This is a genomic window from Myroides phaeus (assembly GCF_900099675.1).
Taxonomy (GTDB): Bacteria; Bacteroidota; Bacteroidia; order Flavobacteriales; family Flavobacteriaceae; genus Flavobacterium; species Flavobacterium phaeum.
Map to the genome: position 1 here is coordinate 1 of NZ_FNDQ01000019.1, position 25,751 is coordinate 25,751.

27 protein-coding genes and 1 pseudogene are annotated in these 25,751 nt (G+C 32.7%); 16 read left to right on the forward strand and 12 right to left on the reverse strand.

Going from position 1 to position 25,751, the window contains the following annotated elements:
- Nucleotides 1-134: 134 nt before the first annotated feature.
- A pseudogene (locus BLT46_RS09860) lies at nt 135-797 on the reverse strand (IS982 family transposase); the annotation flags it as partial.
- Nucleotides 798-1,119: 322 nt separating this feature from the next.
- Between BLT46_RS09860 and BLT46_RS09865 the strand changes: the two are divergent.
- Nucleotides 1,120-3,129, forward strand: a complete 2,010-nt coding sequence (locus BLT46_RS09865; protein WP_090409741.1) for a hypothetical protein — start codon at nt 1,120-1,122, stop codon at nt 3,127-3,129.
- 188 nt (nt 3,130-3,317) lie between these two features.
- Here BLT46_RS09865 and BLT46_RS09870 read toward each other — a convergent pair whose 3' ends face one another.
- The 8 genes from BLT46_RS09870 to BLT46_RS09905 all read right to left on the reverse strand — a co-directional run bounded on the left by BLT46_RS09870 (nt 3,318) and on the right by BLT46_RS09905 (nt 11,208).
- Entirely contained in the window at nt 3,318-4,055 is a 738-nt protein-coding gene (locus BLT46_RS09870) for an acyl-[acyl-carrier-protein] thioesterase (RefSeq protein WP_090409744.1), read from the reverse strand.
- A 1-nt stretch (nt 4,056) separates the two neighbouring features.
- Nucleotides 4,057-4,974 carry a tRNA (adenosine(37)-N6)-dimethylallyltransferase MiaA gene (gene miaA / locus BLT46_RS09875; RefSeq protein ID WP_090409746.1) on the reverse strand — a complete coding sequence of 306 codons (918 nt, stop codon included), beginning with the start codon at nt 4,972-4,974 and terminating at the stop codon, nt 4,057-4,059.
- Nucleotides 4,958-5,809, reverse strand: a complete 852-nt coding sequence (locus BLT46_RS09880; protein ID WP_090409748.1) for an ion transporter — start codon at nt 5,807-5,809, stop codon at nt 4,958-4,960. The genes miaA and BLT46_RS09880 overlap by 17 nt, the downstream gene beginning before the upstream one ends.
- A 12-nt stretch (nt 5,810-5,821) precedes the next feature.
- Nucleotides 5,822-7,171 (reverse strand): exonuclease domain-containing protein, encoded by a 1,350-nt coding sequence (locus BLT46_RS09885; RefSeq protein ID WP_090409750.1) that lies wholly within the window; start codon nt 7,169-7,171, stop codon nt 5,822-5,824.
- 17 nt (nt 7,172-7,188) lie between these two features.
- A complete protein-coding gene (locus BLT46_RS09890; RefSeq protein WP_090409752.1) occupies nt 7,189-7,860 on the reverse strand; it encodes a YggS family pyridoxal phosphate-dependent enzyme in 672 nt (223 codons plus the stop codon).
- A gap of 12 nt (nt 7,861-7,872) precedes the next feature.
- Complete coding sequence (locus tag BLT46_RS09895; protein WP_090409755.1) at nt 7,873-9,090, reverse strand: DUF1015 domain-containing protein; 1,218 nt, start codon at nt 9,088-9,090, stop codon at nt 7,873-7,875.
- Nucleotides 9,091-9,333: 243 nt separating this feature from the next.
- A complete protein-coding gene (locus BLT46_RS09900) occupies nt 9,334-10,221 on the reverse strand; it encodes a 3-hydroxyacyl-CoA dehydrogenase family protein (RefSeq protein WP_090409757.1) in 888 nt (295 codons plus the stop codon).
- Between the two features lie 21 nt (nt 10,222-10,242).
- The gene (locus BLT46_RS09905) at nt 10,243-11,208 is read right to left on the reverse strand and encodes a Gfo/Idh/MocA family protein (protein ID WP_090409759.1); all 966 of its coding nucleotides are present in this window, start codon (nt 11,206-11,208) and stop codon (nt 10,243-10,245) included.
- A 150-nt stretch (nt 11,209-11,358) separates the two neighbouring features.
- On the opposite strand from BLT46_RS09905, the gene BLT46_RS09910 reads away from it, so the two are divergent.
- Entirely contained in the window at nt 11,359-12,000 is a 642-nt protein-coding gene (locus BLT46_RS09910) for a protein-L-isoaspartate(D-aspartate) O-methyltransferase (RefSeq protein ID WP_090409761.1), read from the forward strand.
- A 61-nt stretch (nt 12,001-12,061) separates the two neighbouring features.
- On the opposite strand, the gene smpB is transcribed toward BLT46_RS09910, so the two are convergent.
- Nucleotides 12,062-12,514 (reverse strand): SsrA-binding protein SmpB, encoded by a 453-nt coding sequence (gene smpB / locus BLT46_RS09915; protein ID WP_090409763.1) that lies wholly within the window; start codon nt 12,512-12,514, stop codon nt 12,062-12,064.
- A gap of 100 nt (nt 12,515-12,614) precedes the next feature.
- The gene (locus BLT46_RS09920; RefSeq protein WP_090409765.1) at nt 12,615-13,196 is read right to left on the reverse strand and encodes a porin family protein; all 582 of its coding nucleotides are present in this window, start codon (nt 13,194-13,196) and stop codon (nt 12,615-12,617) included.
- A gap of 538 nt (nt 13,197-13,734) precedes the next feature.
- Between BLT46_RS09920 and rocD the strand changes: the two genes are divergently transcribed.
- The 5 genes from rocD to BLT46_RS09945 all read left to right on the forward strand — a co-directional run bounded on the left by rocD (nt 13,735) and on the right by BLT46_RS09945 (nt 18,227).
- Nucleotides 13,735-14,976, forward strand: coding sequence for an ornithine--oxo-acid transaminase (rocD, locus tag BLT46_RS09925; protein WP_090409833.1), 1,242 nt, complete (start codon nt 13,735-13,737; stop codon nt 14,974-14,976).
- A 283-nt stretch (nt 14,977-15,259) separates the two neighbouring features.
- Complete coding sequence (locus BLT46_RS09930; RefSeq protein ID WP_090409767.1) at nt 15,260-16,261, forward strand: NAD-dependent epimerase/dehydratase family protein; 1,002 nt, start codon at nt 15,260-15,262, stop codon at nt 16,259-16,261.
- A 142-nt stretch (nt 16,262-16,403) separates the two neighbouring features.
- Nucleotides 16,404-17,015 (forward strand): bifunctional nicotinamidase/pyrazinamidase, encoded by a 612-nt coding sequence (pncA, locus tag BLT46_RS09935; RefSeq protein ID WP_090409769.1) that lies wholly within the window; start codon nt 16,404-16,406, stop codon nt 17,013-17,015.
- A 1-nt stretch (nt 17,016) separates the two neighbouring features.
- The gene (locus BLT46_RS09940) at nt 17,017-17,559 is read left to right on the forward strand and encodes a hypothetical protein (protein ID WP_090409771.1); all 543 of its coding nucleotides are present in this window, start codon (nt 17,017-17,019) and stop codon (nt 17,557-17,559) included.
- An 83-nt stretch (nt 17,560-17,642) separates the two neighbouring features.
- Nucleotides 17,643-18,227 (forward strand): porin family protein, encoded by a 585-nt coding sequence (locus tag BLT46_RS09945; protein WP_090409773.1) that lies wholly within the window; start codon nt 17,643-17,645, stop codon nt 18,225-18,227.
- Between the two features lie 83 nt (nt 18,228-18,310).
- On the opposite strand, the gene BLT46_RS09950 is transcribed toward BLT46_RS09945, so the two are convergent.
- Nucleotides 18,311-18,973, reverse strand: a complete 663-nt coding sequence (locus tag BLT46_RS09950; protein ID WP_090409775.1) for a thiamine diphosphokinase — start codon at nt 18,971-18,973, stop codon at nt 18,311-18,313.
- A gap of 122 nt (nt 18,974-19,095) precedes the next feature.
- On the opposite strand from BLT46_RS09950, the gene BLT46_RS09955 reads away from it, so the two are divergent.
- From BLT46_RS09955 to BLT46_RS09995, 9 genes are all read left to right on the forward strand, one after another.
- Nucleotides 19,096-19,404 (forward strand): rhodanese-like domain-containing protein, encoded by a 309-nt coding sequence (locus BLT46_RS09955; protein ID WP_090409777.1) that lies wholly within the window; start codon nt 19,096-19,098, stop codon nt 19,402-19,404.
- A gap of 148 nt (nt 19,405-19,552) precedes the next feature.
- Entirely contained in the window at nt 19,553-20,431 is an 879-nt protein-coding gene (locus tag BLT46_RS09960; RefSeq protein WP_090409779.1) for a diacylglycerol/lipid kinase family protein, read from the forward strand.
- Nucleotides 20,432-20,546: 115 nt separating this feature from the next.
- Complete coding sequence (gene lpdA, locus BLT46_RS09965) at nt 20,547-21,950, forward strand: dihydrolipoyl dehydrogenase (RefSeq protein ID WP_090409782.1); 1,404 nt, start codon at nt 20,547-20,549, stop codon at nt 21,948-21,950.
- 134 nt (nt 21,951-22,084) lie between these two features.
- On the forward strand, nt 22,085-22,669 hold the full coding sequence (locus BLT46_RS09970; protein ID WP_143021893.1) for a hypothetical protein: 585 nt from the start codon (nt 22,085-22,087) through the stop codon (nt 22,667-22,669).
- Nucleotides 22,670-22,816: 147 nt separating this feature from the next.
- Nucleotides 22,817-23,407 (forward strand): hypothetical protein, encoded by a 591-nt coding sequence (locus BLT46_RS09975; RefSeq protein WP_090409786.1) that lies wholly within the window; start codon nt 22,817-22,819, stop codon nt 23,405-23,407.
- Nucleotides 23,408-23,509: 102 nt separating this feature from the next.
- Complete coding sequence (locus tag BLT46_RS09980; protein ID WP_090409788.1) at nt 23,510-23,911, forward strand: hypothetical protein; 402 nt, start codon at nt 23,510-23,512, stop codon at nt 23,909-23,911.
- Nucleotides 23,912-23,914: 3 nt separating this feature from the next.
- A complete protein-coding gene (locus BLT46_RS09985; RefSeq protein WP_090409790.1) occupies nt 23,915-24,463 on the forward strand; it encodes a DNA-3-methyladenine glycosylase I in 549 nt (182 codons plus the stop codon).
- A gap of 132 nt (nt 24,464-24,595) precedes the next feature.
- Nucleotides 24,596-25,390, forward strand: coding sequence for a HipA family kinase (locus BLT46_RS09990; RefSeq protein ID WP_090409793.1), 795 nt, complete (start codon nt 24,596-24,598; stop codon nt 25,388-25,390).
- Nucleotides 25,377-25,751 (forward strand): DUF3037 domain-containing protein, encoded by a 375-nt coding sequence (locus BLT46_RS09995; protein ID WP_090409795.1) that lies wholly within the window; start codon nt 25,377-25,379, stop codon nt 25,749-25,751. The genes BLT46_RS09990 and BLT46_RS09995 overlap by 14 nt, the downstream gene beginning before the upstream one ends.

A 25,751-nucleotide genomic window follows, 5' to 3' on the forward strand; every position in this document is an offset into this window, starting at 1 on the left:
TTAGCTGAAAGAATTAATGGAATATTAAAACAAGAATTTTTACTCTTTAAAACAAATACTAAACAAGAATTAGAACAACTAATAAAACAAAGTATACCCGTTGTGCATTTTAGATAATCGATTTCTTTAAGGTGCTTATAATCTAATTGATTTTTTCTTTTAGGAGTACTTAATTCAATATTAGCACTCTCAAATAGATCTAATTGTACAGTACTTGATAAATAACCTTTATCTCCAATTAACACACAATCATTCATTTGGTATTTTACATCCTCTAAATATTTGATATCATGTACAGAAGCCTTAGTTAAATCTATACTGTGAAAAACACCTTCAAACGAACATATAGCATGTAATTTATATCCATAAAAATGCATAGATTGAGATGCACAATAGCCTTGATTAGGAGAAGTATCGTATTGTTCTTTACAAATCTTAGCTCTATTACTTCTTGATAGTTTACAAACCTCTAGTGGCATGCTATCAATAATATAATGAGTTTGAATATTCGTTACCAATTCTGATATTTTGACTCTCAAAGCTTCAATATGAAAAAACAATCGACGTTTTCTTCTATTATAAACACTGCGATCTATTTTTTGTTTTAATTCCTTAGGTAAAAGTGTAAACAAATAATTCTCACTATCTATACCAAGATATTCTGCTGTTAAGCAAAGACTTATCAGTTCAATATCACTTAGTTTAGGTTTGCGTCTTTGATAAGAAAGTAAAGTATTTTCACTCATTGATTGTAATACTTCTAAGATTCTTCCGTAATTTGCAAGCAAGTTGTCCATTGGTAAATTTTTGGGTCGAATCTTAAATTTACTGCTTATTATAAGCATGGACAACTTTTTTTATTTCTTATTCATAATGCACAACGGGTAAAGTATTTATATTTATAATAACTTTAGACCTCATTTAGGATTAAATATGCTCACTCCAAATTATGTGCATAAAAAAATCCAGAGAGAAAATCCCTCAGGATGTATTGTTTAAAAACTTGTCAATCTATTTTAGGACTAGTCATGTTTACTCAAAAAAAGATCGTATTTACTAAATTTTATTATTATTACTCCTTTTTCATTTCTATTTTTAGCACAAGAAATTTTTTTTATTATGGATAGTCAAGTAATCAAACGCGTAATCACTGAAACTAATTTTATCAACGAATATAGCAACAAAGATTTACAATATAGAGACACTGTAAGTTTTGAAAACCTGTGGTGGAACAAAGCTACATTATTAGAATTTAGAAATAATCATCAAATCTCAAGAGATGAGGAGATTTTTCTAATTTTTAATTACAAAATTTTTCATAAAGGTGATTTTTTCACTGCTGATCGAACATATTGTTTTTGTACAATGTTTTTTAAAAATAGAATTTCCTTTTTCAAAACTGTAAATACAACCGGTTGGGATAAAGAAAAGGATCTTTTAGATCATCTAGAAATTGATAGTATAGAAAGCGTCGAAGTCTACGAAGAAAGCATTAGATTTTATTTTTATAATGAAAATAATTATAGCGATTATCCCTCAGCTTGTTTTGGGAAAAAGACTTTTACCCCACATGTAAGAAAAACCTTAGAAGATTTTTTTACAAAACTAATTCAAGTAAAAAAAGAAATAGAAACTGATCAAGACGATTATTTTAAAGAATATACAAATAATTTTAATGAGGCTATTACAAATAGTGATTTTAGTAAGGCACTCGAAATATCAAATTCTTATAACGATTTAGAACCCTATTTTTCATATCAATTTGATAGAGGGCATCTATTTCTATTAACAAATAAGTTTTCTGAATCTTTTGATATATTACAAACTTTAAGAGAAACATCTCTTGATTTAGAAAATGAACATTGGTATAGTAGAGCAACTATATTACAATCAGAATTATATGAAATTAATGAAGACTACTATACAGCACTTGAATTATTTGAAGATGGTTTTAAACTATATGATGATCCTGAAAGAAGTGGTTTTTGGAGTAAAGAAAGAGCATACAATCTTTATCAAAAATATATAAATATTTTTCCATCATTACAATACAAAGAGAAAAAAGTTATTTATTTAAGCAGTAATAATGAAAAATATAAAACGGATAATTTAGTTGTTCTTGAAGTTAATAATTTACCCAATATAAAATTCCCTCCTCATCATCCTATTAAAAATGAATTATATATTGGTCACCCTTTTAATGAAAATTGTTATGTCTCAATTAATAATTATGATTATGAATTATTAACTGATCGCATTAATGAATATTGTTATTTATTACAATGCCTTGGAGCTTCAAGTATTTCTATTGAAAATATTAAAGGAGAAGATTCCTTCAATAGTGAAGAAATCAAAAAACACATTAATGTAGATGCATCAGTTATAAAAGCTGGAATTAATGTCGATCATTCAAGTAGTAACAATACTTTTGATGAAAAGCAGAACAAATTAAAAGTTGCCAAAAGTCAGAATTTTAACCCTACTAAAGAACCTTATATTCCAGCTGGATTAGTATGGTATCCTCATGAAACAAGTTGGCAACGCCTTGCTGAACAACGTCTCCAAGGAAATTTATTAGATCACACTGAATTAATCTCTTCACAAGAGAGTCAAATTCTTAATACAAATGAAATTAATGACCTTAAAGTTGATGTTTCTGCATATTTAGCTAAAGTTAATGTTGAAAACCAAAAAGAAGTTACTATTCAAATAAAAAATAGCTCAATCACTGAATGGCGTGTTAAAGTAGTTTTTAGACCCATTTCTGACATTAGAAATAGTAATGACTTAGAACCAACAAAGACAATTATTCAAATAGACCAAACAGAAGAAGAATATTTAGAAGAATTAGACTTTCTATTAGAAGAAAGTGATCAGCTTTTAGAAAGAGATTTAAGAATACTTGATAGGCATCGTACTCGCTTAGGTATATCTGAAGAGAGAGCGAAAGAACTAATAGATAGCAGAACAAAACTAACTGATGAAGAATTAGATTTTATTGAAGAAATAAAATTTTATTTAGAAGATGGTGAAATTTCGGAAAGAGAAGAATTACTTTTAATAAGACTCGGAAAAAGATTAGGACTTGAAGAAGATAACTGTAGGAAACTAATTTCAAAATATAATTAAGTATTTATATTTTGAAAAAGCTACTCAACGAATTGAGTAGCTTTTTTTATTTTTATATTGTGTAATTAGGCATAGTAACTTTCAATAGAGTATAGAATATAACGATTAAAGTAAATCCTTATAACACCACAAAAAAAGGCTGTTTTGAAAACTCAAAACAGCCTTTTTTATAATATAATATCACATTACTACTCAATAATACATTGAAAACTAATCTGATCTTCTTTATTTTTAATCATATAATGATTGCTATTACCCTCTTTAGATTTGAATACAGAATACTCCTCTTTAAAGCGCAATTCCTTTTGAAAAACCATATCTACCACTTTAATCGAGTCGATATGGATATCATTCATTTTAACGGCATCTACAATCCACTCTAAGTATTTAATATTAGTTACGTGATTTACCATATCTAAATCAGAATATTGCACTTGCGAATCAACTAATTTATCTAAGGCTTCAGGCTTTGCATATTTGACAAACTCTCCATCTATACTTTTTTTATCTGTGTATTTAATAAAGTGATCGTGTGGTAGCGTCATCATTTCAGGACGACGTCTAACCGTATTCAAAATTACCCAAAGCGAACTCGCACCAGCTACTTTCTCATCTTCAATGAACACTTCAAAATTTCTAACAGAGCGAATACCATCTAACTTCTCAATCCACGTAACAACTCTAATCTCTTCCTGCCATTTTGGAACTCTTGTTATCTCAACCCTGAATTTGTTTACAACCCAAGCTTGGTTAACTGTTTGCAAGTCCCAAAAGCTAATTCCTCCTAAAACTGAATGCTGCGCTGACGCAATCTGTATTAACTTACAAAAATCTACAATATTAAGATTTCCTTCCGTATCACAATCAAAATAATCAACTATAAAACGTTGTTCATAGATAGATGTAAAAGTAGGAGCAATAGGCATATTAGTTCATTTTTAGGTTTATAGCATCAATAATCTTTTCAATAGGAGTAAGGTAATTAAACCAAGTAACTCCATCTGTTCGTTTAAACCAAGTTATCTGTCTTTTAGCAAAACGGCGTGTATTCTTTTTTATCTCTTCAATTGCGAAATCTAAATCGTAATCTTTGTCGAAATACGCAAATAACTCACGGTATCCCACCGTCTGTAACGCGTTTATCTCTCTATGTGGATACATCTCTGCGGCTTCCTTCAGCAAACCTTTCTCCATCATAATATCAACACGCTTATTGATTCTATTGTACATTTCTTCTCTATCTGCCTCCAATCCGACAACAATAGGAGTGAAGTTACGCGTATTCTCTTTCTTGTTTAAAAACGATGAATAAGGTTGTCCTGTACCAATACAAATCTCTAAAGCACGTGTAACGCGTTGTGGGTTATCAATAGCTACTTTTTCATAGTGCACAGGATCTAACTCCTTCAACATCTCTTGTAAGTATCCTAATCCCTTTTCAGCTAAGTCTTTGTTTAAGCCTTCGCGAATAGCCGGATCAATATCTGGAAACTCATCTAAACCATTTAAAACAGCATTCACAAATAAACCTGAACCACCTACCATTACTTGAACGGGATTCTCCTTAAACAATTCGTTTAACTTAACAATTGCATCTCGCTCAAAATCCCCCACAGAATAAGGAGTTTCAATACTAATATTTTGTATAAAATGGTGCTTTGCAGCCTTTAATTCATCTTCCGTTGGAACAGCAGTTCCTATTGCCATCTCTTTATAAAACTGGCGACTATCACACGAGATGATATCACAGTTAAAATGATTAGCTATTTTAATTCCTAAAGCCGTTTTACCAATAGCAGTAGGACCAATCACAACAATTAAATAATTCTTATTTTCCGTAAACATCTCCTAATTTTTGACCGCAATTATAACAGTAGTTAGCATCCTCATCATAAATCGTAGTAGTACAAGAAGAACAGTTTCTTCTTTTCTTAGCATCTAATCTATTTCGTTTAATATTTGAAAACTCAGCTGTTACAATTCCTGTTGGCACGGCGATGATACCATAACCCATAATCATAATCAAAGAAGCAATCATCTGACCTAAGGTACTTTGTGGAGCAATATCTCCATAACCTACCGTTGTCATCGTAACGATACACCAATAAATACTACGCGGAATACTACTAAAGCCACTATCTTTTCCTTCAATTACATACATCAAGGCCCCCAATAAAATAGAAACAACCAAAATGAAGTAAACGAATACAATAATCTTAGTTCTACTTGCTTTAATCGCCAATTTTAAATGTGATTCTTGTCCGATATAAGGTACTAAGTTTAGAATACCAAATAAACGAAGTAAACGCAGCGCTCTTACTACTGTAAGCACACGAGAACCAGGTATAAAGAACGACAAATACATCGGTAAAATAGATATTAAATCCACAATACCATAGAAACTAAAAATATACCTTAACGGTTTTTTATTACATAAAATTCGAAGAGCATATTCTAAAGAGAAGAAAACTGTAATAACCCACTCACAGATCAGAAGACCTTTATGGTGTTTTAAATCATAACTCTCAATTGACTCAAGCATTACCAATAAAACACTCAATAGGATAACTCCTAAAAGTGCAAGGTCAAACAATTTACCTGCAAAAGTATTAGAACCATAAATAATGATATAAATCTTCTGCTTTAAAATATCCCATTTATTTTTTAATCTCCGTCTCACTAATAATAGTTTTTAATAGTGTATTAATTTATAACCAACTTTCTTATTCAAATAGTTCAGAATGATATTGCGATTATTTCTATTAAAAGAAATAGGCGTTAAGTTCGCAGCAATACGTCCTGGATCATTTACCTGATAATTCAAGTTAAAAAAGCAAAAACCACTTAGTTTACCCATTGCTAAGGCAACAGCACTTTTCTCCTCTATTTTTCTTCCCTTGTCAATTATCAATAGATTGTGATCATCAATATTATACGTATTCAACAAAGAGGTTACTTGCATATTATATTCTTCAAACGTTGCCTCTAAAGTATCCGAGAAATTCTCTTCCGTTACCTTATTTGATTTCTTTTCATAAATAAAATCTACAAATGGTTGCACTTCATCCTTACTAAATACCTTTGTAATGAATTTACGTGCTTCATTAGGAGAAGTAAAAGCCATTAGGTTTTTCTTTCTTCCATCTGTTTTTTCAATTGCTAAATAAACAAAACCTGCTTGATTATATTTCAAGTACAAAGAGTAGGGGAATACACTCTTCTTTGCCACTTTATTATACCTCGGTTTATTTACAGCAATTTCCTCAGCCTCTTTTAATAGTGCAATCAACTCATTTCCTGTTTTTTCAAAAGTAACAGTATAGGTTTCTTGCTGAACCTTTTTAAACGTAGGAGAATTACTTGTAAAGTGTTGCAACACTTTCTTCTTTATATTCCTACTTTTTCCGATATAAATAATCTTCCCTAAGTTGTCGTGTATGTAGTAAATACCAACATTTGATGGCAATGTATCTACAATATCTAAGAACTTTGGGTTCAAGCCTACTTTTATATCAGACTTAATCATAGAAGTTAAGATTGTCTTTTCGTGATCTTTAGATAATAATAACTCAAACAATTTAACCGTAGCAGAGGCATCACCACTTGCTCTATGCCTATCAGCAATAGGAATACCTAAAGAACGTACTAGTTTTCCCAAACTATACGACTGCATATCTGGTAAAAGCTTCTGAGACAATTCGACTGTACACAACGTATTGCGAGCAAAATCATATCCTAAGCGCCTGAATTCATTGCGAATAACACGGTAATCAAACTCAGCATTATGTGCTACAATAACACAATTCTCTGTTATTTCAATAATACGCTTAGCCACCTCATAAAACTTAGGTGCTAATCGCAGCATTGCGTTGTTGATTCCCGTTAATTTCACAACAAACGGTTGAATTTCCTTCTCTGGATTTACTAAACTGATAAACTGATCTACAATTTGATTACCATCAAACTTGTAGATTGCAATCTCTGTGATTCCCTCTTCATTAAACTGCCCACCAGTAGTTTCTATATCTAAAATCGCGTACAACTTATTCTCTCTATTTATTAATAATTACGACTTCCAAAAATGTTACTTCCAATTCTAACCATCGTACTTCCACATTCTATTGCAATAGGATAATCGTTACTCATTCCCATTGACACTGTTTGCAACTCCACGTTATCCATCTCGTTGTAATACATTTTACAATGGTCAAAAGTTTCTTTCAAAGAAGTAAACTCTCTTTTCACTTCTTCCTGATCATCTGTAAAAGTAGCCATACCCATAAGTCCCACTATTTTTACATTCTCAAGAGCTTCGAATTCTTCACTTGAAAAGATATCGTCTAATTCATTTTGGTCAAGTCCAAACTTCGTTTCTTCTTGTGCAATAAACACTTGTAACAAACAATTAATAACGCGGTTATTGTTCTTTGCCTGTTTATTGATTTCCTTTAACAACTTAAAACTGTCTACCCCGTGAATCAACGAAACATAAGGAGCCATATACTTCACCTTATTGCGTTGCACGTGGCCAATCATATGCCACTCAATATCTTTTGGAAGAGCCTCATACTTTTCCGTCATCTCTTGAATCTTATTCTCACCAAAAATTCTTTGTCCCGCTTCATAAGCTTCTAAAATATCCTCATTCGGCTTAGTTTTAGAAACTGCTACAAGCGTTACATGTCCAGGTAAGGTCTCTTTAACCTGTTTTAAATTCTGTGTAATAGACATAATCTTTTTATTTTAAATTTCATAAATAAGCAACCCGTTCATAAACTTTGGCTCTATATATGTACTCTTAGGTGGCATAATAAGCTCGTTATTAGCAACCTCTTTAATCTCTTCAACATTAGTAGGATAAAGCATAAAACCAACCTCATACTCACCATCATCTACTAATTCTTTGATATTTACGATTGACTCATTACCAGGAACATAGTCAATTCTTGCATCATTACGCAAATCATCTAATCCCAAAATAGGGTGTAGCACTTCATCATATAAAATCTGTGCATCCAATTGCTGTAATATATCAGACGTTTCTTTTACTTCTTTCAATTTCAAAGCATAGAAATCCCCATCTAAATACATACCAAACTCCATCTTTTTGGTCGGTTTCCACAATTGTTGCTCCTTATTCTCGACAATAAACTTCTCCTGTAACAAGGCTAAGAACTCCTCTTTTGTATGATTATTCAAATCGTGAATAATTCTGTTAAACTCATAAATCTTAATATTGTTTTCCGCAATTAAGAAAGTCATTACAGAGTTATCGTGTCCTTGCGGATTATCTTTGTGTTCTGTCTGCAACAATTCAGCAGAAGCACATCGGTGATGTCCATCAGCAATATAAATTTCATCTACTTTCTCAAACTGTTGACACAGCCAACTAATATCTGAGTCCTCATCAATCTTCCAAATAGTATGGCGTTCCTTTGTAACCGTCGTAAAATCATACAAAGGTTTATTCGCTTTGTGATTAGTAATCCACAGATCAATATCTTTCTGATCAGGGTACATCATCAATACAGGCTCTGTGTTAAATCTGCTGTGGTATAAATACTCCTTAAACAATTTAACCCTGTATTCAAGAGTATCCTCGTGTTTTTTTATCACATTACTCTGATAATCCTCAATAGAAGTACCCGCCACAATACCTGTAAATTGCCATGATTTAGTCGTAATCTGATATAAATAAAAGATAGGCTTATCCTCTGTAACAAGAATACCTTCTTTTTTAAAATCTTTTAGCTTTGCAGCCACCATTTTAAACCTCTTATCATACGTAACTTTCTGAGGATTAACATATGCAGGGTTCAACACGTGTAAAAAAGAATACGGATTGTAATCTAATAAATACGCAATTTCCACTGCATTGTAGTCCTCAAAAGATCTACAACTCACCAAACTAACTTTATCACGCGTAGGGCGCAAACCTTTAAAGGGGATAATCTTTGCCATTCTAATATGGTATCAAAAATATTAAACCCAAACTGCACAACAGATCTTTTTACCGGTAGTTAGAAATACTTTATAATTATTCTTAAGCTAATCAGAAATAAGGGGTTATCTCTATTTAGCCGTAACAACTACCAAGCATCACAATCTCACCTATACATCTCCTGTGTAATTTGGGTTAAAAAGTGTCTGACCAAGGCAAACACTCTTCTGTTTTATAAATTATTTTGTTTCTTCAATTCTTACTTAAGAAAACATTTTAGCTACTTTTTCAGCCTTTTTGCTTTCGCTGTAATCGTAAAATCCTTCACCAGATTTCACTCCTAATTTACCTGCCATTACCATATTTACTAACAATGGACAAGGCGCGTATTTAGGATTTTTAAATCCATCATACATTACGTTTAAGATAGATAAACAAACATCAAGACCGATAAAATCAGCTAATTGTAACGGTCCCATTGGGTGAGCCATACCTAACTTCATTACAGTATCAATTTCCTCTACACCTGCTACACCATTATAAAGAGTTTCAATAGCCTCGTTAATCATTGGCATTAAAATACGGTTAGCTACAAACCCAGGGTAATCATTTACCTCAGTAGGTACTTTATCTAAAGCTTTAGACAAGTCCATGATTTTCTTAGTAACCTCGTCAGAAGTATTGTAACCTCTAATAATTTCAACCAATTTCATAATAGGCACTGGATTCATAAAGTGCATACCAATCACTCGTTCTGGGTTTTTTACCACAGAAGCAATCTGTGTAATAGAGATAGAAGAAGTGTTAGACGCCAAAATAACGTTCTCATCACAAACTTCGCTCAACTGTTTAAATATATTAAGTTTTAATTGTACGTTTTCAGTAGCAGCTTCTACAACTAAGTCAGCGTTTACCACACCATCTTTTACATCTGTAAAAGTAACTATGTTTTCAATAGTAGCTTTTTTATCAGCTTCAGTAATTGTTCCTTTAGAAATCATACGATCTAAGTTTTTCAAGATTGTATTCATTCCTCTTTCAATCGCTTTATCAGAGATATCAATTAAAAGAACTTTAAAACCTTTTTGAGCAAAAGTATGAGCAATACCATTCCCCATAGTTCCTGCACCAATAACGGCAATATTTTTCATAATGATTGTTTTTAGTTAATATTATTTACCAAAAGCATCGATAATTTGGTGAGCCAAGCGCAAAGCTTTCGTACCATCTTCTAACGTTACAATTGGAGTTGTTTTATTTACAATAGCATCGTGGAAAGTTTCCAACTCATCTAATATAGCATTATTCGCTAAAATTTCTGGGTTGTCATAATAGATTTGTTTCTTAACACCTTCTGCATTTTGAAGAATAAGGTCAAAATCACCCGGAACTTCAGGAGCATCCTTCATCTTAACCACCTCACAAGTCTTCTCTAAATAATCAACAGAAATATAAGCATCTCTTTGGAAGAAACGAGATTTTCTCATATTTTTCATTGAAATACGGCTTGCAGTAACATTAGCCACACATCCGTTTTCAAATTCGATACGTGCATTAGCAATATCTGGAGACTCGCTCAAAATAGACACACCAGAAGCACTAACGTGTTTAACAGGCGATTTAACAACGCTTAAAATAGCATCTAAATCGTGAATCATTAAATCCAACACTACAGGTACATCCGTTCCACGAGGGTTAAACTCTGCCAAACGGTGTGTTTCAATAAACATTGGATTTTCAATTTTAGAACTTATCGCTTGAAAAGCAGGGTTAAAACGCTCTACGTGCCCCACTTGTCCAAGAACATTATGCTTCTTAGCTAAAGCAATTATTTCTTCTGCTTCTTCAACTGTATTTGTAATAGGCTTTTCAAGGAATACGTGTTTCCCAGACTCAATAGCCAACTTAGCACAGTCAAAGTGAGATAGAGTAGGAGTTACAATATCAATAACATCTACAGCATCAATTAATTCTTGTATTGATTCGAAATTCTTATATCCAAATTCAGCAGCAACTTTCTCTGCATTCTCTTTAAAAGGATCATAAAATCCTACTAATTCATATTTTTCAGATTGGTTAAGCAAACGAAGGTGAATTTTACCTAAATGTCCTGCTCCCAATACTCCAACTTTAAGCATAAAACCAGATTTTGAAAACAAAAATATAATTTATTTAGCGAATGTTTCAATATATTAAGCTAAACTTTTTTTCATTTCTTTTTATCGCCCTTTTAAAGATTGCTTTTAATATAAAATATTGCTTATTTTGCAGGAAATAACCATTTAAAAGTGAGAGATTCTGCAAAACACCAAGGTCTTAGGAACCAGTTAGTTGAAATACTTAGACAAAAAGGAATTGTTGATTCAAATGTTTTAGAAGCCATTAGAAGAGTGCCAAGACATTTATTTTTAGACTCAAGCTTCGAGGATTACGCTTATCAAGACACTGCTTTTCCTATCGGAGCTGGACAAACCATATCACATCCTTATACTGTAGCTTTTCAGTCTCAGCTACTACAAGTAAAGAAAGACGATAAAATATTAGAAATAGGAACGGGAAGTGGCTACCAAACTGCCGTTTTAGTAGCAATGGGGGCAAGAGTTTACAGTGTTGAACGCCAAAGTGAATTATTTAGAAAAACATCTACCTTATTGCCTAAATTGGGTATTAGACCTAAATTAATGACCTTTGGAGATGGCTATAAAGGATTACCTAATTACGCGCCGTTTGACGGTGTAATCGTAACAGCAGGGGCTCCTTTTATTCCACAACCTTTAATGGCACAATTAAACGTAGGAGGTAGGTTGATTATTCCAATTGGCGATAATGATCAAACAATGACGGAATTAATTCGCGTCAGTGAAACACATTTTGAAAAATACGAACACGGAGATTTTAAATTTGTTCCCATGTTAGAAAATAAAAACTAAATAAAAAGAGGCTGTAATTATTAAGATTACAGCCTCTTTTTTGTATTACATTAAGTCAATATTAATGTGATTTTTTCAAACGATCAATATCGCGTTTCGTATCTCTATCTTTTATAGTTTCACGTTTATCGTAGTTTTTCTTACCACGACAAAGAGCAATTTCTAATTTTGCTAAACCACGTTCATTTAAGAATAATCTCAACGGAACAATTGTCAGACCTTTGTTCTGCACACTTTTCAAAAGAGACTTTAATTCCTTTTTATTCAAAAGTAACTTTCTCTCCGTCTTTGCCTTGTGGTTAAAATGTTTACTATGTGCGTATTCTTCTATCTGTGTATTAATAGCAAATAATTCGTGTCCTTGAAACTCACAAAAGCTTTCAGCAATATTAGCCTTACCCAATCGGATAGACTTAATCTCAGTTCCCGTTAATACAATACCAGCCGTGTACTTGTCCAGTATCTCATAATCGAACCTTGCTCTTTTATTTAATATGTTTATATTCTTTTGCATAGCACAAAAATAAGAAATTTTTAATGTGAGTAGAATATATTTAAAACAAAAAGAGCTGTATTTACACACAGCTCTTTGAATTATTATTTAACTCGTTCAGTTATAGGAAGAAATATCCTAAAGAAACCATCCAAGTATTAGGTTTTGTCTTAAAATCCTTACTTACGTTGTTAAAACCACCGTCATAAGAAACGTCTAAAGTAAACTTTAAAACATCAACACCAACACCAACACGGTATCCGATATTGTTCTTATCAAAGTTGTCAAACACCTCACCAACTTGTTTCACTTTAAAGTTATCTCCAACCATATTTGTATAAACACCACCTGCATAACCTCTTAAATGAAGCAAAGGAAGGTTGATAAATTTATAACCAATTACTAATGGCACTTCTAAGTTTTTCATTTTAGATGTTACATCAGAAGCTCCTTCAAACTTTACATTTTTTTCAGAATAAAGAAGTTCAGCTTGTAAATACGTTTTTTTAATATCAAAACGCGCCATTGCTCCAACTGCAAACCCCGTAGCACTTTTACTGTTGTAGTCTTTTAAAGAAGTTGACATATCTGTGAAGTTAGCACCTGCTTTGATCCCCACGTGTAGTGGTGAAGGGGATTGAGCTTGAACACTAAAACCAGCCAATGATACTGCCGCAACTAATGCATAAAAGTAGTTTTTCATAGGTATTGTTTTTTATATTTCAGGGCTAATTTAGGTATAATTTAAGGTATATGTATCTTTTTATTGCAGATTTTGCAATTTAAGAGAAAATAAACCTTGTTTTTTATTCTATTAAATCTGTACTCTATGGGAAGTATTTAGCAACCTAATAAGCTACTACTTTCTTAATAAGAACATCTTTCCTTTATACTTTACACTATATATAATCAGCTTTTGTTTGCACCATCTACCACATTCCTTCGACACAAGTACCACATTCCCTCGGAAATAAGCTTTTTTACCGAAGGAGTGTGGTAGCAATGTGGTATTAGTGTCGAACTTGGTTCGACTAAATCAATACTAATACGTTTAAAGAAATGAATAAACAATTTAATAAGTCATATACTAAAACAACTTTACTTATTGTTTATTAATTAGTTGAAGTCCCTTTTTACTAAGAATACTTCATTTCTCAGGTAATCTTACACCTTTCATTTGCAGATTTGATGAAAAAAGAATTAAATTGCAAGAAGAAAAACACGCGAAAAACTATATTATCATGTCACAAAAACTTACATCAGCGCAAGCGATTGAATTAGAAAATAAATACGGAGCACACAACTATCACCCACTTCCAGTAGTATTAGCTAAAGGAGAAGGAGTATATGTATGGGATGTTGAAGGTAAAAAATACTATGACTTCTTATCTGCTTACTCAGCAGTAAACCAAGGTCACTGTCACCCAACTATCGTAAAAGCAATTACAGATCAAGCAAATACATTAATGCTTACATCACGTGCTTTCTACAACGATAAATTAGGGGTATATGAAGAAAAAATCACAAAACTTTTCGGTTTTGATAAAGTATTACCAATGAATTCAGGGGCTGAAGCTGTTGAAACAGCTTTAAAACTTGCAAGAAAATGGTCTTACGAGAAAAAAGGAGTTGCTGAGAACCAAGCAAAAATTATCGTTTGTGAAAACAACTTCCACGGACGTACTACAACAATTATTTCTTTCTCAAATGATCCTGATGCCCGTAAAAACTACGGACCTTACACAGATGGTTTCATTAGAGTAGAATACAACAACCTTGATGCATTACGCGCAGCTTTAGAAGAAAACAGTGCTGATATTGCTGCTTTCTTAGTTGAACCAATTCAAGGAGAAGCTGGGGTATATGTACCAGACGCTGGATATTTAGCTGAAGCTAAAGCTTTATGTGCACAACACAATGTATTATTCATTGCTGACGAAGTACAAACAGGTATTGCACGTACAGGAAAAATGTTGGCTATTGACCACGAAAATGTACAAGCAGACATTCTTGTATTAGGTAAAGCATTGTCTGGTGGTGCATATCCAATCTCTGCTGTATTAGCAAATGATGAGATTATGAACGTAATCAAACCAGGACAACACGGTTCTACTTTTGGAGGTAACCCAACTGCTGCTGCTGTTGCAATTGCTGCATTAGACGTTGTTCTTGATGAGAAATTAGCTGATAATGCTGAGAAATTAGGACAAGTATTTAGAGCTGAATTAAACAAATACATTGCAAATAGTAATATTTGTTCAATGGTAAGAGGTAAAGGGTTATTAAATGCTATTCTTATCAATGATACAGAAGAAAGTGATACTGCTTGGAATATCTGTTTAAAATTACGCGACAACGGATTATTAGCTAAGCCTACACACGGAAACATTATTCGTTTTGCGCCACCTTTAGTAATGAACGAAGAACAATTATTAGACTGTGTACGTATCATCACTGAAACATTAAAAGAATTTGAAAGATAGGACTTAACAGTCATTACTATAGAAAACTCGCACTATTTCAGTGCGAGTTTTTTTATGCTATTTAATTAGTTGAGCCATTTCACATAGTTTACACGTTGTATTCCAGTTTCGCGTTGTAGCTAATACACCTAATTTCTTTTTAAAATAATTATCTTTCTTACAAAGTAATGGCATATTGTAGCAGATAAAATAAAGTGATTGCTTACAAGGTGGATTGTTTTACGCGCAAACTAAATAAAACAACATTATCTTTGTAGGCAACACTATTTCAATTTACTGCACAATGCAACAAGTAGCACTCGTATCGGGAGGAAACGGACATTTAGGCAATAACCTAATAAGACTACTCTTATCAAAGGGAATCAAAGTAAGAACAACTGTTCGCAATATAAACAATACAAAACCATTTGAGGGATTGGATTGTGAAATTGTCTATGCCGATTTGTTAGACAAGGCATCCTTTGTCAAAGCATTAGAAGGAGTCGATGTGTTTTATGCGGTTGCTGCCAATTTTAAACTTTGGGCAAAGAACCCTCAGAAAGAAATTTACGACAACAACCTAATGGGTACGCGAAATGTGATTGAAGCAGCTTATGAGGCAGGAGTAAAGCGCATTGTTTACGTTAGCTCAATTGCTGCATTAAACTACGATCAAATGCCTACCAAAGAGGTTAATGGGTACAATACAAATCGTTTAGATACCTATTACAACTCTAAAAACGATAGCGAAAAGCTCGCCTTTGACTTAGCTAAAGAGTATGGTATTGCGCTAACAGCTGTTATGCCATCTGCTATGATTGGAAGTAAAGCCTTTGCACCAATAAACACTTCCTATAACGTATTGCAGACCATTTTAAAAAATCGCGTACCGGTAGATACGGGAATTACGGTCAATTGGGTAGATGTAAAAGACGTTGCCGAAGGTTGTTGGCTTGCAGCGGAAAAAGGAAGGGCAGGGGAACGCTATATTTTAGCAAATGAAAAGTGTTTAACCCTCACACAAACAATACAAATAGCACAACAACTTTACCCGGAGTTAAAACTGATAACACCGATGAAAGTGCCCAAATCTATTCTGTTAGCATCAGCTTGGCTATTGGAAATGCTTTCTAAAATTAGTGGCAAAGCACCGATGGTTACCCCAAAAGAGATTAAAATGTTTGCAGGATTACAACAAGATTTTGACATTACAAAAGCTAAAACAGAATTAGGGTTTAGTCCTAAATCAGGTACACAGGCAGTTATAGAAGCCTTGGTGTACTTACAAGAGGAGTATAATAAATAGCTCTTAAACAGAATTCAAACGCTTTAGTAGTAGCCCTTACCACAATAGAAATACGAGCTATTTTTTGTATTTTTGAACATTCAGACGACTTTTTTCAAGCAATTTGAAAAAAACTATTTAACTACCAAATATATTATACACGATGAAAGCACTTTTAGTTGTTGATTTACAATATGATTTCCTGCCAGGCGGAAGTCTTGCTGTAACAGATGGAGATAAGATTATTGATGTTATTAATGATATTCAACCCAACTTTGATTTAATTGTAGCCACACAAGATTGGCATCCTGCTAATCACAAAAGTTTTGCTGTGCAACATCCTACTCATCAATTATTTGACGTAATCGATTTAAATAGCATTCCTCAAGTATTGTGGCCAGAACATTGTGTTCAAGGTACAAAAGGAGCAGAATTTACTTCAGCGTGGGACAACAATAAAGTGGCCGCTATCTTTAGAAAGGGAATGAATGTAGAAGTAGATTCGTACAGCGGCTTTTATGACAATAACAAATTGTCAAACACCGGATTATTAGGCTATTTAAACGATAAAAACATAACTGAATTATACATCTGCGGATTAGCAGCAGAATTTTGTGTGTTTTTTACAGCAAAAGATGCCAAAGAAGCAGGAATAGAAACTTACTTCCTTGACTTTGCAACCAAACCAATCACAGCAGAAGGATTGGTACAAGCCAAAGCTACTATGCAAGAGCTTGGAATTAATATAATTGAAGATAAAAAAGACCTTTTTTAGAATGAAAAAATACAATAAACACAATTTTTTTAAGCATACTTACTGTGAATGGAAAGAAATTTCTAATTCTTTTATAGCTGGTCGTGAGCCGAGTTATAAGAGCAAAGCAGGGAGTATGTATTACTTTGACGAAAACGGTGTAGCCAGATACGCAAACCACTGGGGTAGAGCAGCTAACTGCCGTTGGAAGTTAATCAGTACAGAGAAAAAAAACAATGTTTATTGCTTAGCTTATGCTACGTGGGATAGCTTCTTTCCCAACAATGAAAACGAAGCTTTATATGCAATTATCTATAATTCAGTAAAAAAAGATGTGACTTTTAAGCACAAAGGTTGTCTTAATAGTGAAAACAATCTGCTAAGGACTGCAAATGAGACTGCCAAGAGGATCACAAAACTCAAGGAAATAGTAGAATCAGACCAGTGGTACAAGCATTTTGACTTCATTGACATAGAAGAGGCGAGAGCATACTTTATTGAAGGCTTAATTAACACCAATAAGGACTTTTTATTGCTAAAAAGAGAATTATTGTCACAAAATTAGTTAATCTAATAATTATTTTCAGTAAATTAGCACTCGTTACTTTTAAGTTTAAAAGGCAAATTAAAAACTAAACATTGAAATTTATGAAAAAAATTACTTTATTAGCAGCTTTATTAGTAGGTGGAATCTTAACTTCTAATGCACAAAGCAAATTACCAGTAGAGACTCCAAAATTGTCTGCAAAAGTTGGAGAAACACCAATTAAACAAGGAAATTGGATTGTAGGTGGTGCGTTAGGTTCTACAGGATATAGCTTTGAAGAAGAAAGTTTCAATATCAACTTTACACCAAGAGCTGGTTACTTCGTATCTGATGGAATTGCAGTTGGTTTAGAATTAGGAGCTGGATTACAAACAGTAAAAGGTGATGATAATGAGTGGAATTACAAAGTAATGCCTTTCGTTAGATACTACTTTCCTGAAGGAGCAAGTGAAACAGGAAGATTCTTTGGACAAGGTGCTGTAGGTATCTCAGGTGCTGAAGTTTCAGGAGATAGCGATACTTCTTTTGCATTCAATATCAATGCAGGGTACTCTCACTTCGTTAGCCGTAACGTTGCTTTAGAAGCAATTGTAGGATATAACTACAGTAAATCTAATCAAGCAAGTGCTTCTGCACACAATGGTTTAGGTTTATCTTTAGGTTTCCAAATTTTCTTAGGGAAATAATTATTGAAATAAATAAAATACTATTATTAGAAAGCCCGACTTATGCAGTCGGGCTTTTTATTTTTATATCACTTTTACGTTTCTTAATCGTGACACTCCATCATTAATAAATCACCTTCTTCATAAGTAATTGTAACGAGTCCGTCTGCCAAAACAGAATTACTACTTCCTGTACGTACACCCAAAATAAGAGATTCATTCTTTAACGGATACAACAAGTTTTCAGTTACAATACCCTTTACAGTACCAATAGGAATTAAAGAGATAATTGTATCCTTTTCATACCATTTCTTAAACAATTTTGGCAAAGGATAAATTCTTGAGTGGTCGTCAAACAATGTAATTTTAAGTTGATCCTTAAACCTCACAATATTTGTGATATTCGTAATTGTGTGATCAGCACGCTTACCCGTTGCCCAAATAACATTTGCAGCCGGAATACCACGTTTAATTAAATATCTAAATGCTTTTTCTAAATCAGTTGACTCCTGATCTGCCAGATGTACAATCTCAATAGGGTATTGTTTTTTGCGATAAGCATCCGCATCAAACCCTCTATCAAAATCACCGATTAAAACATCTATCTTAATCCCTAATTCCATAACCCTCTCAATAGCAGAATCTAACACTACCACAAGAGGAGACCACTCTAATAATTGATCCATTAAATTTCGGTCGCAGGCCTCTCCATTAGCAATAATTAAAGCAGGCTCTTGGTCGTCTCTGACGATATGATGTGATGACATTGTCTTAGTTTTAAAAAGCAAATTAAAGTATAAAGGTTAACATTTACTCAAAAAAATAAAAAAAAGTTCGTCAAACAACAGAATAACTTTATATTTGGATACTTAACATTAGATTTGAAAAAATGGCAAATTTATCACAAGAGCAGTGGTGGGAAAATGCGCAAGCAGACGCTAACGCTGTTATATTAGACGTTCGTACAGAAGAAGAAGTAGAAGAAAAATCAATTCCTGGAGCAATCAATATAGATATCTACCAAGGACAAGGATTCTTAGACGAAATCGAAAAATTAGATAAAACAAAAAGTTACTACGTATACTGTAAATCAGGAGGTAGAAGTAACCAAGCTTGTTTATTAATGGGACAATTAGGTTTTGATAGCACTTTCAACCTTTTAGGAGGAATTACAGAGTGGGAAGGACCAATTAAATAAAGTATTAAGTCAACTTCGGTTGGCTTTTTTTCTTTTTAGTTCTATTATCTTTTTTAAGTAGTATATACAGTTTTGCCTTTGTATATTTGCCCAATCAAAGCATAAACAAACGTGTTTTAAAGATTTCAATGCTTTAGTATTAGTAATTATGACAAAAATATATTTTATCGTTAATCCAATTTCAGGAAAAGGCAAACACAATATTACATTAGATTACATCAAGCCTTTTTTTGATGAATCACAATATGATATACACGTATCATTTTCTACTTATAAAAAGCATGCTATCGAATTAACGCAACAAGCGATTGCTGCACAAGCGGATATTATTGTAGCTTGTGGAGGAGATGGAACCATTCACGAAGTAGCAACAGAATTAGTTGGCACAAATATTGCGTTTGGTGTTGTACCTGTTGGTTCTGGAAATGGGCTTGCTTCAAACCTTTCTATTCCTAAAGACATCGAACAAGCAATTAAGCGTGTTAGAGATGGTAAAATCTTTAGTATGGATGTAGGAAGTGTTAATGGGGAGTATTTTTTCAGTAATATGGGCTTCGGAATTGATGCAACGATTATTGATAAGTATGAAAAGTCAGGGAAACGCAAATTAGGTGCGTATATCAATGCTGCTTTAAACTCAGCACAAGAATACGTAGCTAAAAAAATGCTTGTTACCTATAATGGCAAAACAAAAGAAGTAAATCCTTTACTACTGTTCATCTCAAATTCAAATGAGATGGGCTATAATATGTCATTAACGCCTAAAGCGAGTTTGACAGATGGAAAATTAGATTATTTAATGGTTCCAAGAATTGGACTATTAAAGCAATTAACGTTTGGATTGTACGTACTGCTTAAAAAAACAGAGAAGTTTAGAAAGACAGATTACGTTCAAACAGATGTAATACAAGTAGAGATAGTAGACCAACAAAAGAATGGTTTACAAATGGATGGAGAGTATTATGAATATGACACAAATAAATTTGAAATAAAAGTTTCACAAGGAGCATTAAAAGTCTTGTGTTAATAAGGGTTTTCTTACCTTTTAAGGGTAAACTTTAGCCTATTATTTTCCTTTACTTATATAAAAAGTGTAACTTTGTAGAATTAAGTAAAACAACAAAAAAAGAAAAAAATATATTATGAATTCATTTGACGTAGTTGTAATTGGTTCTGGACCTGGAGGATATGTGTCTGCTATTCGTTGTGCACAATTAGGATTTAAAACAGCAATTGTAGAGAAGTACCCTACATTAGGAGGAACTTGTTTAAACGTAGGATGTATTCCATCAAAAGCATTATTATCTTCTTCTCACTTAGTAGAAGAGTTCGGACATTTTGCTGATCATGGAATCGAAGTTGCAGGAGACTTAAAAGTTGATTTAGCAAAGATGATCGAGCGTAAACAAGCGGTAGTAGATCAAACGTGTGCTGGTGTTAAGTTCTTAATGGACAAAAACAAAATCACTGTTTTTGAAGGAGTTGGATCATTTGAAAATGCAACTACTATCAATGTAACTAAGAATGACGGATCTGTTGAAACAATCACTGCTAAAAACACGATTATTGCAACGGGGTCTAAACCATCTACATTGCCATTTATCACTTTAGATAAAGAAAGAATCATCACTTCTACTGAAGCGTTAAAATTACCTGAAGTACCTAAACACTTAATCATTATTGGTGGTGGAGTAATCGGTCTTGAATTAGGACAAGTTTACTTAAGATTAGGAGCTCAAGTTTCTGTAGTTGAGTACGCTGACAGAATTTTACCAACTATGGATGGTGCTTTGTCAAAAGAATTACAAAAAGTATTGAAAAAACAAGGAATGAAATTCTACACTACTCACAAAGTTCAAGGTGTTGAGCGTGAAGGAGATGTAGTTAAAGTTTCTGCGTTAGATAAAAAAGGAGAATTAGTAACTTTAGAAGGTGACTACACTTTAGTAGCTGTAGGTCGTCGTCCTTATACTGATGGATTAAATGCTGAAAAAGCAGGAATCAAATTAACAGAAAGAGGACAAGTAGAAGTTAACGATCATTTACAAACTACTGCGCCAAACGTTTACGCTATTGGTGACGTTATTCGTGGTGCTATGTTAGCTCACAAATCTGAAGAAGAAGGTGTGATGGTAGCTGAGTTCTTAGCTGGTCAAAAACCACACATTAACTATAACTTAATTCCTGGTGTTATTTACACTTGGCCTGAGGTTGCTGCTGTTGGAAAAACAGAAGAGCAATTAAAAGCTGAAGGAGTAGAGTACAAAGCAGGAAGTTTCCCATTCAGAGCTTTAGGACGTGCAAGAGCAAGTGCTGACACTGATGGGTTAGTGAAAATCTTAGCTGATAAAAACACTGACGAGATCTTAGGTATCCATATGATCGGAGCTCGTTGTGCTGACTTAATCGCTGAGGCTGTAGTAGCAATGGAGTACAGAGCATCTGCTGAAGATTTAGCAAGAATGTCTCACGCTCACCCAACTTTTGCAGAAGCTATCAAAGAAGCTGCATTAGCTGCAACTGACAACAGAGCAATTCACTCATAATTGTAATAAATTATAATCAACATAAAAAAAGGTTTAAACTTAACGGTTTAAACCTTTTTTTATGTCATTTAGTTTTAGTTATATTTGCATTAACAACGAATTAACAATAAAAAATGAAAAATACTTTTCTATTCTTGGCTACATTGGCCTTAATCACTTCGTGTTCAAGCAGTGATGATAATTCACCTTTAGATCCTATAAGCTCACAGCCTTATAATCCATTAACAAGTTTAACAGAATTAGAAGATGGAAAATATCAATATGTAGGAAATGACATCGGTAATGGTAAAGTTGGGATAGTAAATCCTACTTCTGGAACTTGTAAAGAAAATGATTTATTAGTTGTTTATAAAACAGATCAAAAATTAGACAGTATAACTTATGCTAATTATAAAACTGTAATAGGTAAAAAAAATGAAATAAAATGTGAGAAGATTGGTGGAGAATATGATCGAGTATTAAGAAATAACAGATTAAACGCTACTGGAGTTTTAAGTACTCAAATGACTGAAGATGCCAAGATACCATTGACTGAAGAAGAAAAAAAAGAAAACCCAGGAAAAGAATTTAAAATTGAACGTAATCTTATTTATAAAGGGACAGTTGAAATAGGAAAGCAAGGAGGTTATTTAAGAATTGAAGATCATTTATCTGGATACAAACCAGGATCCCAAATAAAAGGGAAACCATATTTATACTTCAAAAAAATAAATGAATAAATATTTTTATTATCATTCTGTAAATTATGATAATAATATGTGAGTTTTTATTAAAAATACAAAAGGTTTAAGCTAAATAGTTTAAACCTTTTTTTATTGACAACATTTACATACATTAGTGCTTAACAAACCATTAACAATTGTGTTATGAAAAAATATTTATTCTTAATCGCTTCTATAGCAACAGTAGTTGCGTGCTCAAATAGTGATAATAGCGAACCAGAAGATCCAATATCAAGTAAAGTATATACACCGTTAAAAAGCATTGAAGATTTACCAGAAGGTAAATATCAATATATCGGTAACGATCTTGGAAGTGGGAAAGTCGGTATAGCTAAGAAAGCTTCGGGAACTTGTAAAGAGAGAGATTATATTTTAATATATAAAAAAACAAGCCAAAAAATTGACAGTATTTTATATTATAGCCATACACCAGTTATTAGTCAATTTAATGATTTAGAATGTCCATTAGTAAGTAATGTGCCTCGTGTATTAAGAATGAATAATCTTTTAGCTGCGGGTATTTTAAAAACAAATATAACTGAAGATTTTTATGAGTTTTTTGGAGCAGATGAAAATTCAGGTTCTACCCGTGAATTAAGGCGTAAAGGTATTTATTCTGGTAACATAGAAATTGGCGAACAGGCTGGCTATTTAAGGATTGAAGATAGATTAAGCAACTTTAAATATGGAACACAAACTGCTTCAAAACCATATTTATACTTTAAAAAAATGTAGAACTTCTGAATTTAAATATTCTAAATACTAACATTCTATTAGCTAATTTATGTAGTATTTATTGTTAGATTTGTTTTTTAATCAAAGACAAAAAATAGCTAAATGATTTCATTTAATAAAGACACTAAACAATTAGAAATAAATGATAACTATAAAGGTAGACTAACCTCTTCAAGGATTATGTCTACCTTTATTCTTGTTATGGGAATTGTAAGACTTACTACTGCCAATTGGAATACACCAAAAGAAATGGACTATGTATTTACTGGTATTGTAGCTTATTTTTTATATATAACAGTTAAAAACTTCTTATTAAAAACAGCAGGTAATAAGATTGATAAAACTGCTATCAAATATGTTAAACTCCCTAAAGGATTGGCTACAAAAGCAGTAATAAAATTAAACAACAAAAAATCAAGAGAGGTTTTTGGTCTGAAAACAGCTGAACAACGCACTGCTTTTAAAAAGGTATTAACTGATGCGAAAATAAAAGTAACGAACTAGTATATGGCAGTAAAAAAACACTACTGTGATTTTTGTAATGAATTGCCTGAAAAAACAGACAATCCAAACAAATACTACCACGATTACGAATATGGTTTCGAATTATCAGATGATACTGAATTATTTGAACGTTTAATCTTAGAAATAAATCAAGCAGGGTTAAGTTGGAATACAATCTTGCAAAAAAGAGTGAACTTTAAAAGAGCTTATGAGGAATTTGACATACCAACTGTAGCAAATTTTTCAGAAGATAAAATTACGTCTCTTTTACAAGATAGTGGTATCATTCGCAATCGTTTAAAGATAAACGCAGCAATTTACAATGCAAAGAAAATCATGGAATTGCAAGAAGAGTTTGGAAGTTTCAAAAATTGGTTAGATTTGCACATACAATTCGATTTAGAACAATGGCTCAAATTATTTAAAAAGCAATTTAAGTTTGTAGGTAAAGAAATTGTCAATGAATTTTTAATGAGTACAGGATATTTAGACGGAGCACATTTAGAGAACTGTCCTATCTATAAAAACACAAAATTTCATAAAAAGGTTTAAAATAATATTCTTTTACTTAGATATAACAAGTAAATAAATAAAAAAGAAAAAAATTAACTCTCATCGTGATTAGCGATGAGGGTTTTTTGGTTAATATTGCAACATACTTTTAAAGAAAAAAAAAGATAATTAATGGGTAATTTATCTAAGCTAAGAACAGTAACGGTAACAAGATACATCACTCCTTTGAGAGAGGGTGGATCATTACCTGCCTTAGCAGAAGCAGATGATGATTTTAAATATGTACTTAAATTCAGAGGTGCCGGTCACGGGGTAAAGGCCCTAATCGCTGAGCTGCTTGGAGGTTTAATTGCACAAAAACTGGAATTAAAAGTTCCTGAACTCGTATTTGCTGAGCTTGATGAAGCTTTTGGTAGAACAGAAGCGGATGAAGAAATTCAAGACTTGCTACAATTTAGTAAAGGGTTAAACTTAGCTTTACACTTTTTATCAGGAGCATTAACTTATGATCCAGAAGCATTGACGATTGACCCAAAGTTATCTTCTCAAATCGTATGGTTAGATTCATTTATAACAAATGTAGATAGAACATTTAGAAACACCAATATGCTCATTTGGCATAAAGAATTGTGGTTAATTGACCACGGAGCAGCTTTCTATTTCCATCATTCATTTACCAATTGGGAAAAAAGTGCACTAACACCTTTTTCATTTATAAAAGACCACGTTTTACTTCCACAAGCCAAACAACTTGATGAAGTAGATACAGCTTTTAAACAGCTTCTCACAGAAAAAGACCTGAAAGAAATAACAGATACAATTCCATCAGATTGGTTAGAGTGGGAGGACGTAGATTTAACTCCAGAAGAAATTAGAGAGGTTTACTTTCTATTCTTAAAAACAAGATTAGAAAATTCTCATTTATTCGTTAACGAAGCTAAAAAATTTCGAGATGCACGTATATGAGTATTCAGTCATAAGACTTGTTCCTAAAATAGAGCGAGAGGAATTTATCAATATAGGTTTGCTTGTTTTCTCTAAGTCAAAAAGAAAACTATTAGCAAAGTTTCATTTAGATGAAAAAAAGATAACTTGTTTTTCAAGTGAAATAGATTTTGAAATACTTCAAAAGCACGTAAAAGCTTTTGAAGCAATAGCTTTAGGAACATCAACTAACAATCCTATAGCTACTCTTGAAGTAGACGAAAGATTTAGGTGGTTAACTGCAGTTAAGAGTTCGTGTATTCAGGCTTCGCGTCCTCATCCCGGGATGACAATGGATTTAGAAGTATTGTTTAAAAATCTTTATCAAGAATTAGTTTTATAA

Coding starts and splice junctions, on each gene's coding strand:
- BLT46_RS09960 (WP_090409779.1), top strand. CDS start 19,553: ATGACAAAAATATATTTTATCGTTAATCCAATTTCAGGAAAAGGCAAA.
- BLT46_RS09905 (WP_090409759.1), bottom strand. CDS start 11,208: ATGCTTAAAGTTGGAGTATTGGGAGCAGGACATTTAGGTAAAATTCAC.
- BLT46_RS09975 (WP_090409786.1), top strand. CDS start 22,817: ATGAAAAAATATTTATTCTTAATCGCTTCTATAGCAACAGTAGTTGCG.
- BLT46_RS09980 (WP_090409788.1), top strand. CDS start 23,510: ATGATTTCATTTAATAAAGACACTAAACAATTAGAAATAAATGATAAC.
- miaA (WP_090409746.1), bottom strand. CDS start 4,974: ATGTTTACGGAAAATAAGAATTATTTAATTGTTGTGATTGGTCCTACT.
- BLT46_RS09990 (WP_090409793.1), top strand. CDS start 24,596: ATGGGTAATTTATCTAAGCTAAGAACAGTAACGGTAACAAGATACATC.
- BLT46_RS09920 (WP_090409765.1), bottom strand. CDS start 13,196: ATGAAAAACTACTTTTATGCATTAGTTGCGGCAGTATCATTGGCTGGT.
- BLT46_RS09940 (WP_090409771.1), top strand. CDS start 17,017: ATGAAAAAATACAATAAACACAATTTTTTTAAGCATACTTACTGTGAA.
- BLT46_RS09950 (WP_090409775.1), bottom strand. CDS start 18,973: ATGTCATCACATCATATCGTCAGAGACGACCAAGAGCCTGCTTTAATT.
- BLT46_RS09930 (WP_090409767.1), top strand. CDS start 15,260: ATGCAACAAGTAGCACTCGTATCGGGAGGAAACGGACATTTAGGCAAT.
- BLT46_RS09985 (WP_090409790.1), top strand. CDS start 23,915: ATGGCAGTAAAAAAACACTACTGTGATTTTTGTAATGAATTGCCTGAA.
- BLT46_RS09865 (WP_090409741.1), top strand. CDS start 1,120: ATGGATAGTCAAGTAATCAAACGCGTAATCACTGAAACTAATTTTATC.
- rocD (WP_090409833.1), top strand. CDS start 13,735: ATGTCACAAAAACTTACATCAGCGCAAGCGATTGAATTAGAAAATAAA.
- pncA (WP_090409769.1), top strand. CDS start 16,404: ATGAAAGCACTTTTAGTTGTTGATTTACAATATGATTTCCTGCCAGGC.
- BLT46_RS09955 (WP_090409777.1), top strand. CDS start 19,096: ATGGCAAATTTATCACAAGAGCAGTGGTGGGAAAATGCGCAAGCAGAC.
- BLT46_RS09945 (WP_090409773.1), top strand. CDS start 17,643: ATGAAAAAAATTACTTTATTAGCAGCTTTATTAGTAGGTGGAATCTTA.
- BLT46_RS09895 (WP_090409755.1), bottom strand. CDS start 9,090: ATGGCAAAGATTATCCCCTTTAAAGGTTTGCGCCCTACGCGTGATAAA.
- smpB (WP_090409763.1), bottom strand. CDS start 12,514: ATGCAAAAGAATATAAACATATTAAATAAAAGAGCAAGGTTCGATTAT.
- BLT46_RS09890 (WP_090409752.1), bottom strand. CDS start 7,860: ATGTCTATTACACAGAATTTAAAACAGGTTAAAGAGACCTTACCTGGA.
- BLT46_RS09995 (WP_090409795.1), top strand. CDS start 25,377: ATGCACGTATATGAGTATTCAGTCATAAGACTTGTTCCTAAAATAGAG.
- lpdA (WP_090409782.1), top strand. CDS start 20,547: ATGAATTCATTTGACGTAGTTGTAATTGGTTCTGGACCTGGAGGATAT.
- BLT46_RS09870 (WP_090409744.1), bottom strand. CDS start 4,055: ATGCCTATTGCTCCTACTTTTACATCTATCTATGAACAACGTTTTATA.
- BLT46_RS09900 (WP_090409757.1), bottom strand. CDS start 10,221: ATGAAAAATATTGCCGTTATTGGTGCAGGAACTATGGGGAATGGTATT.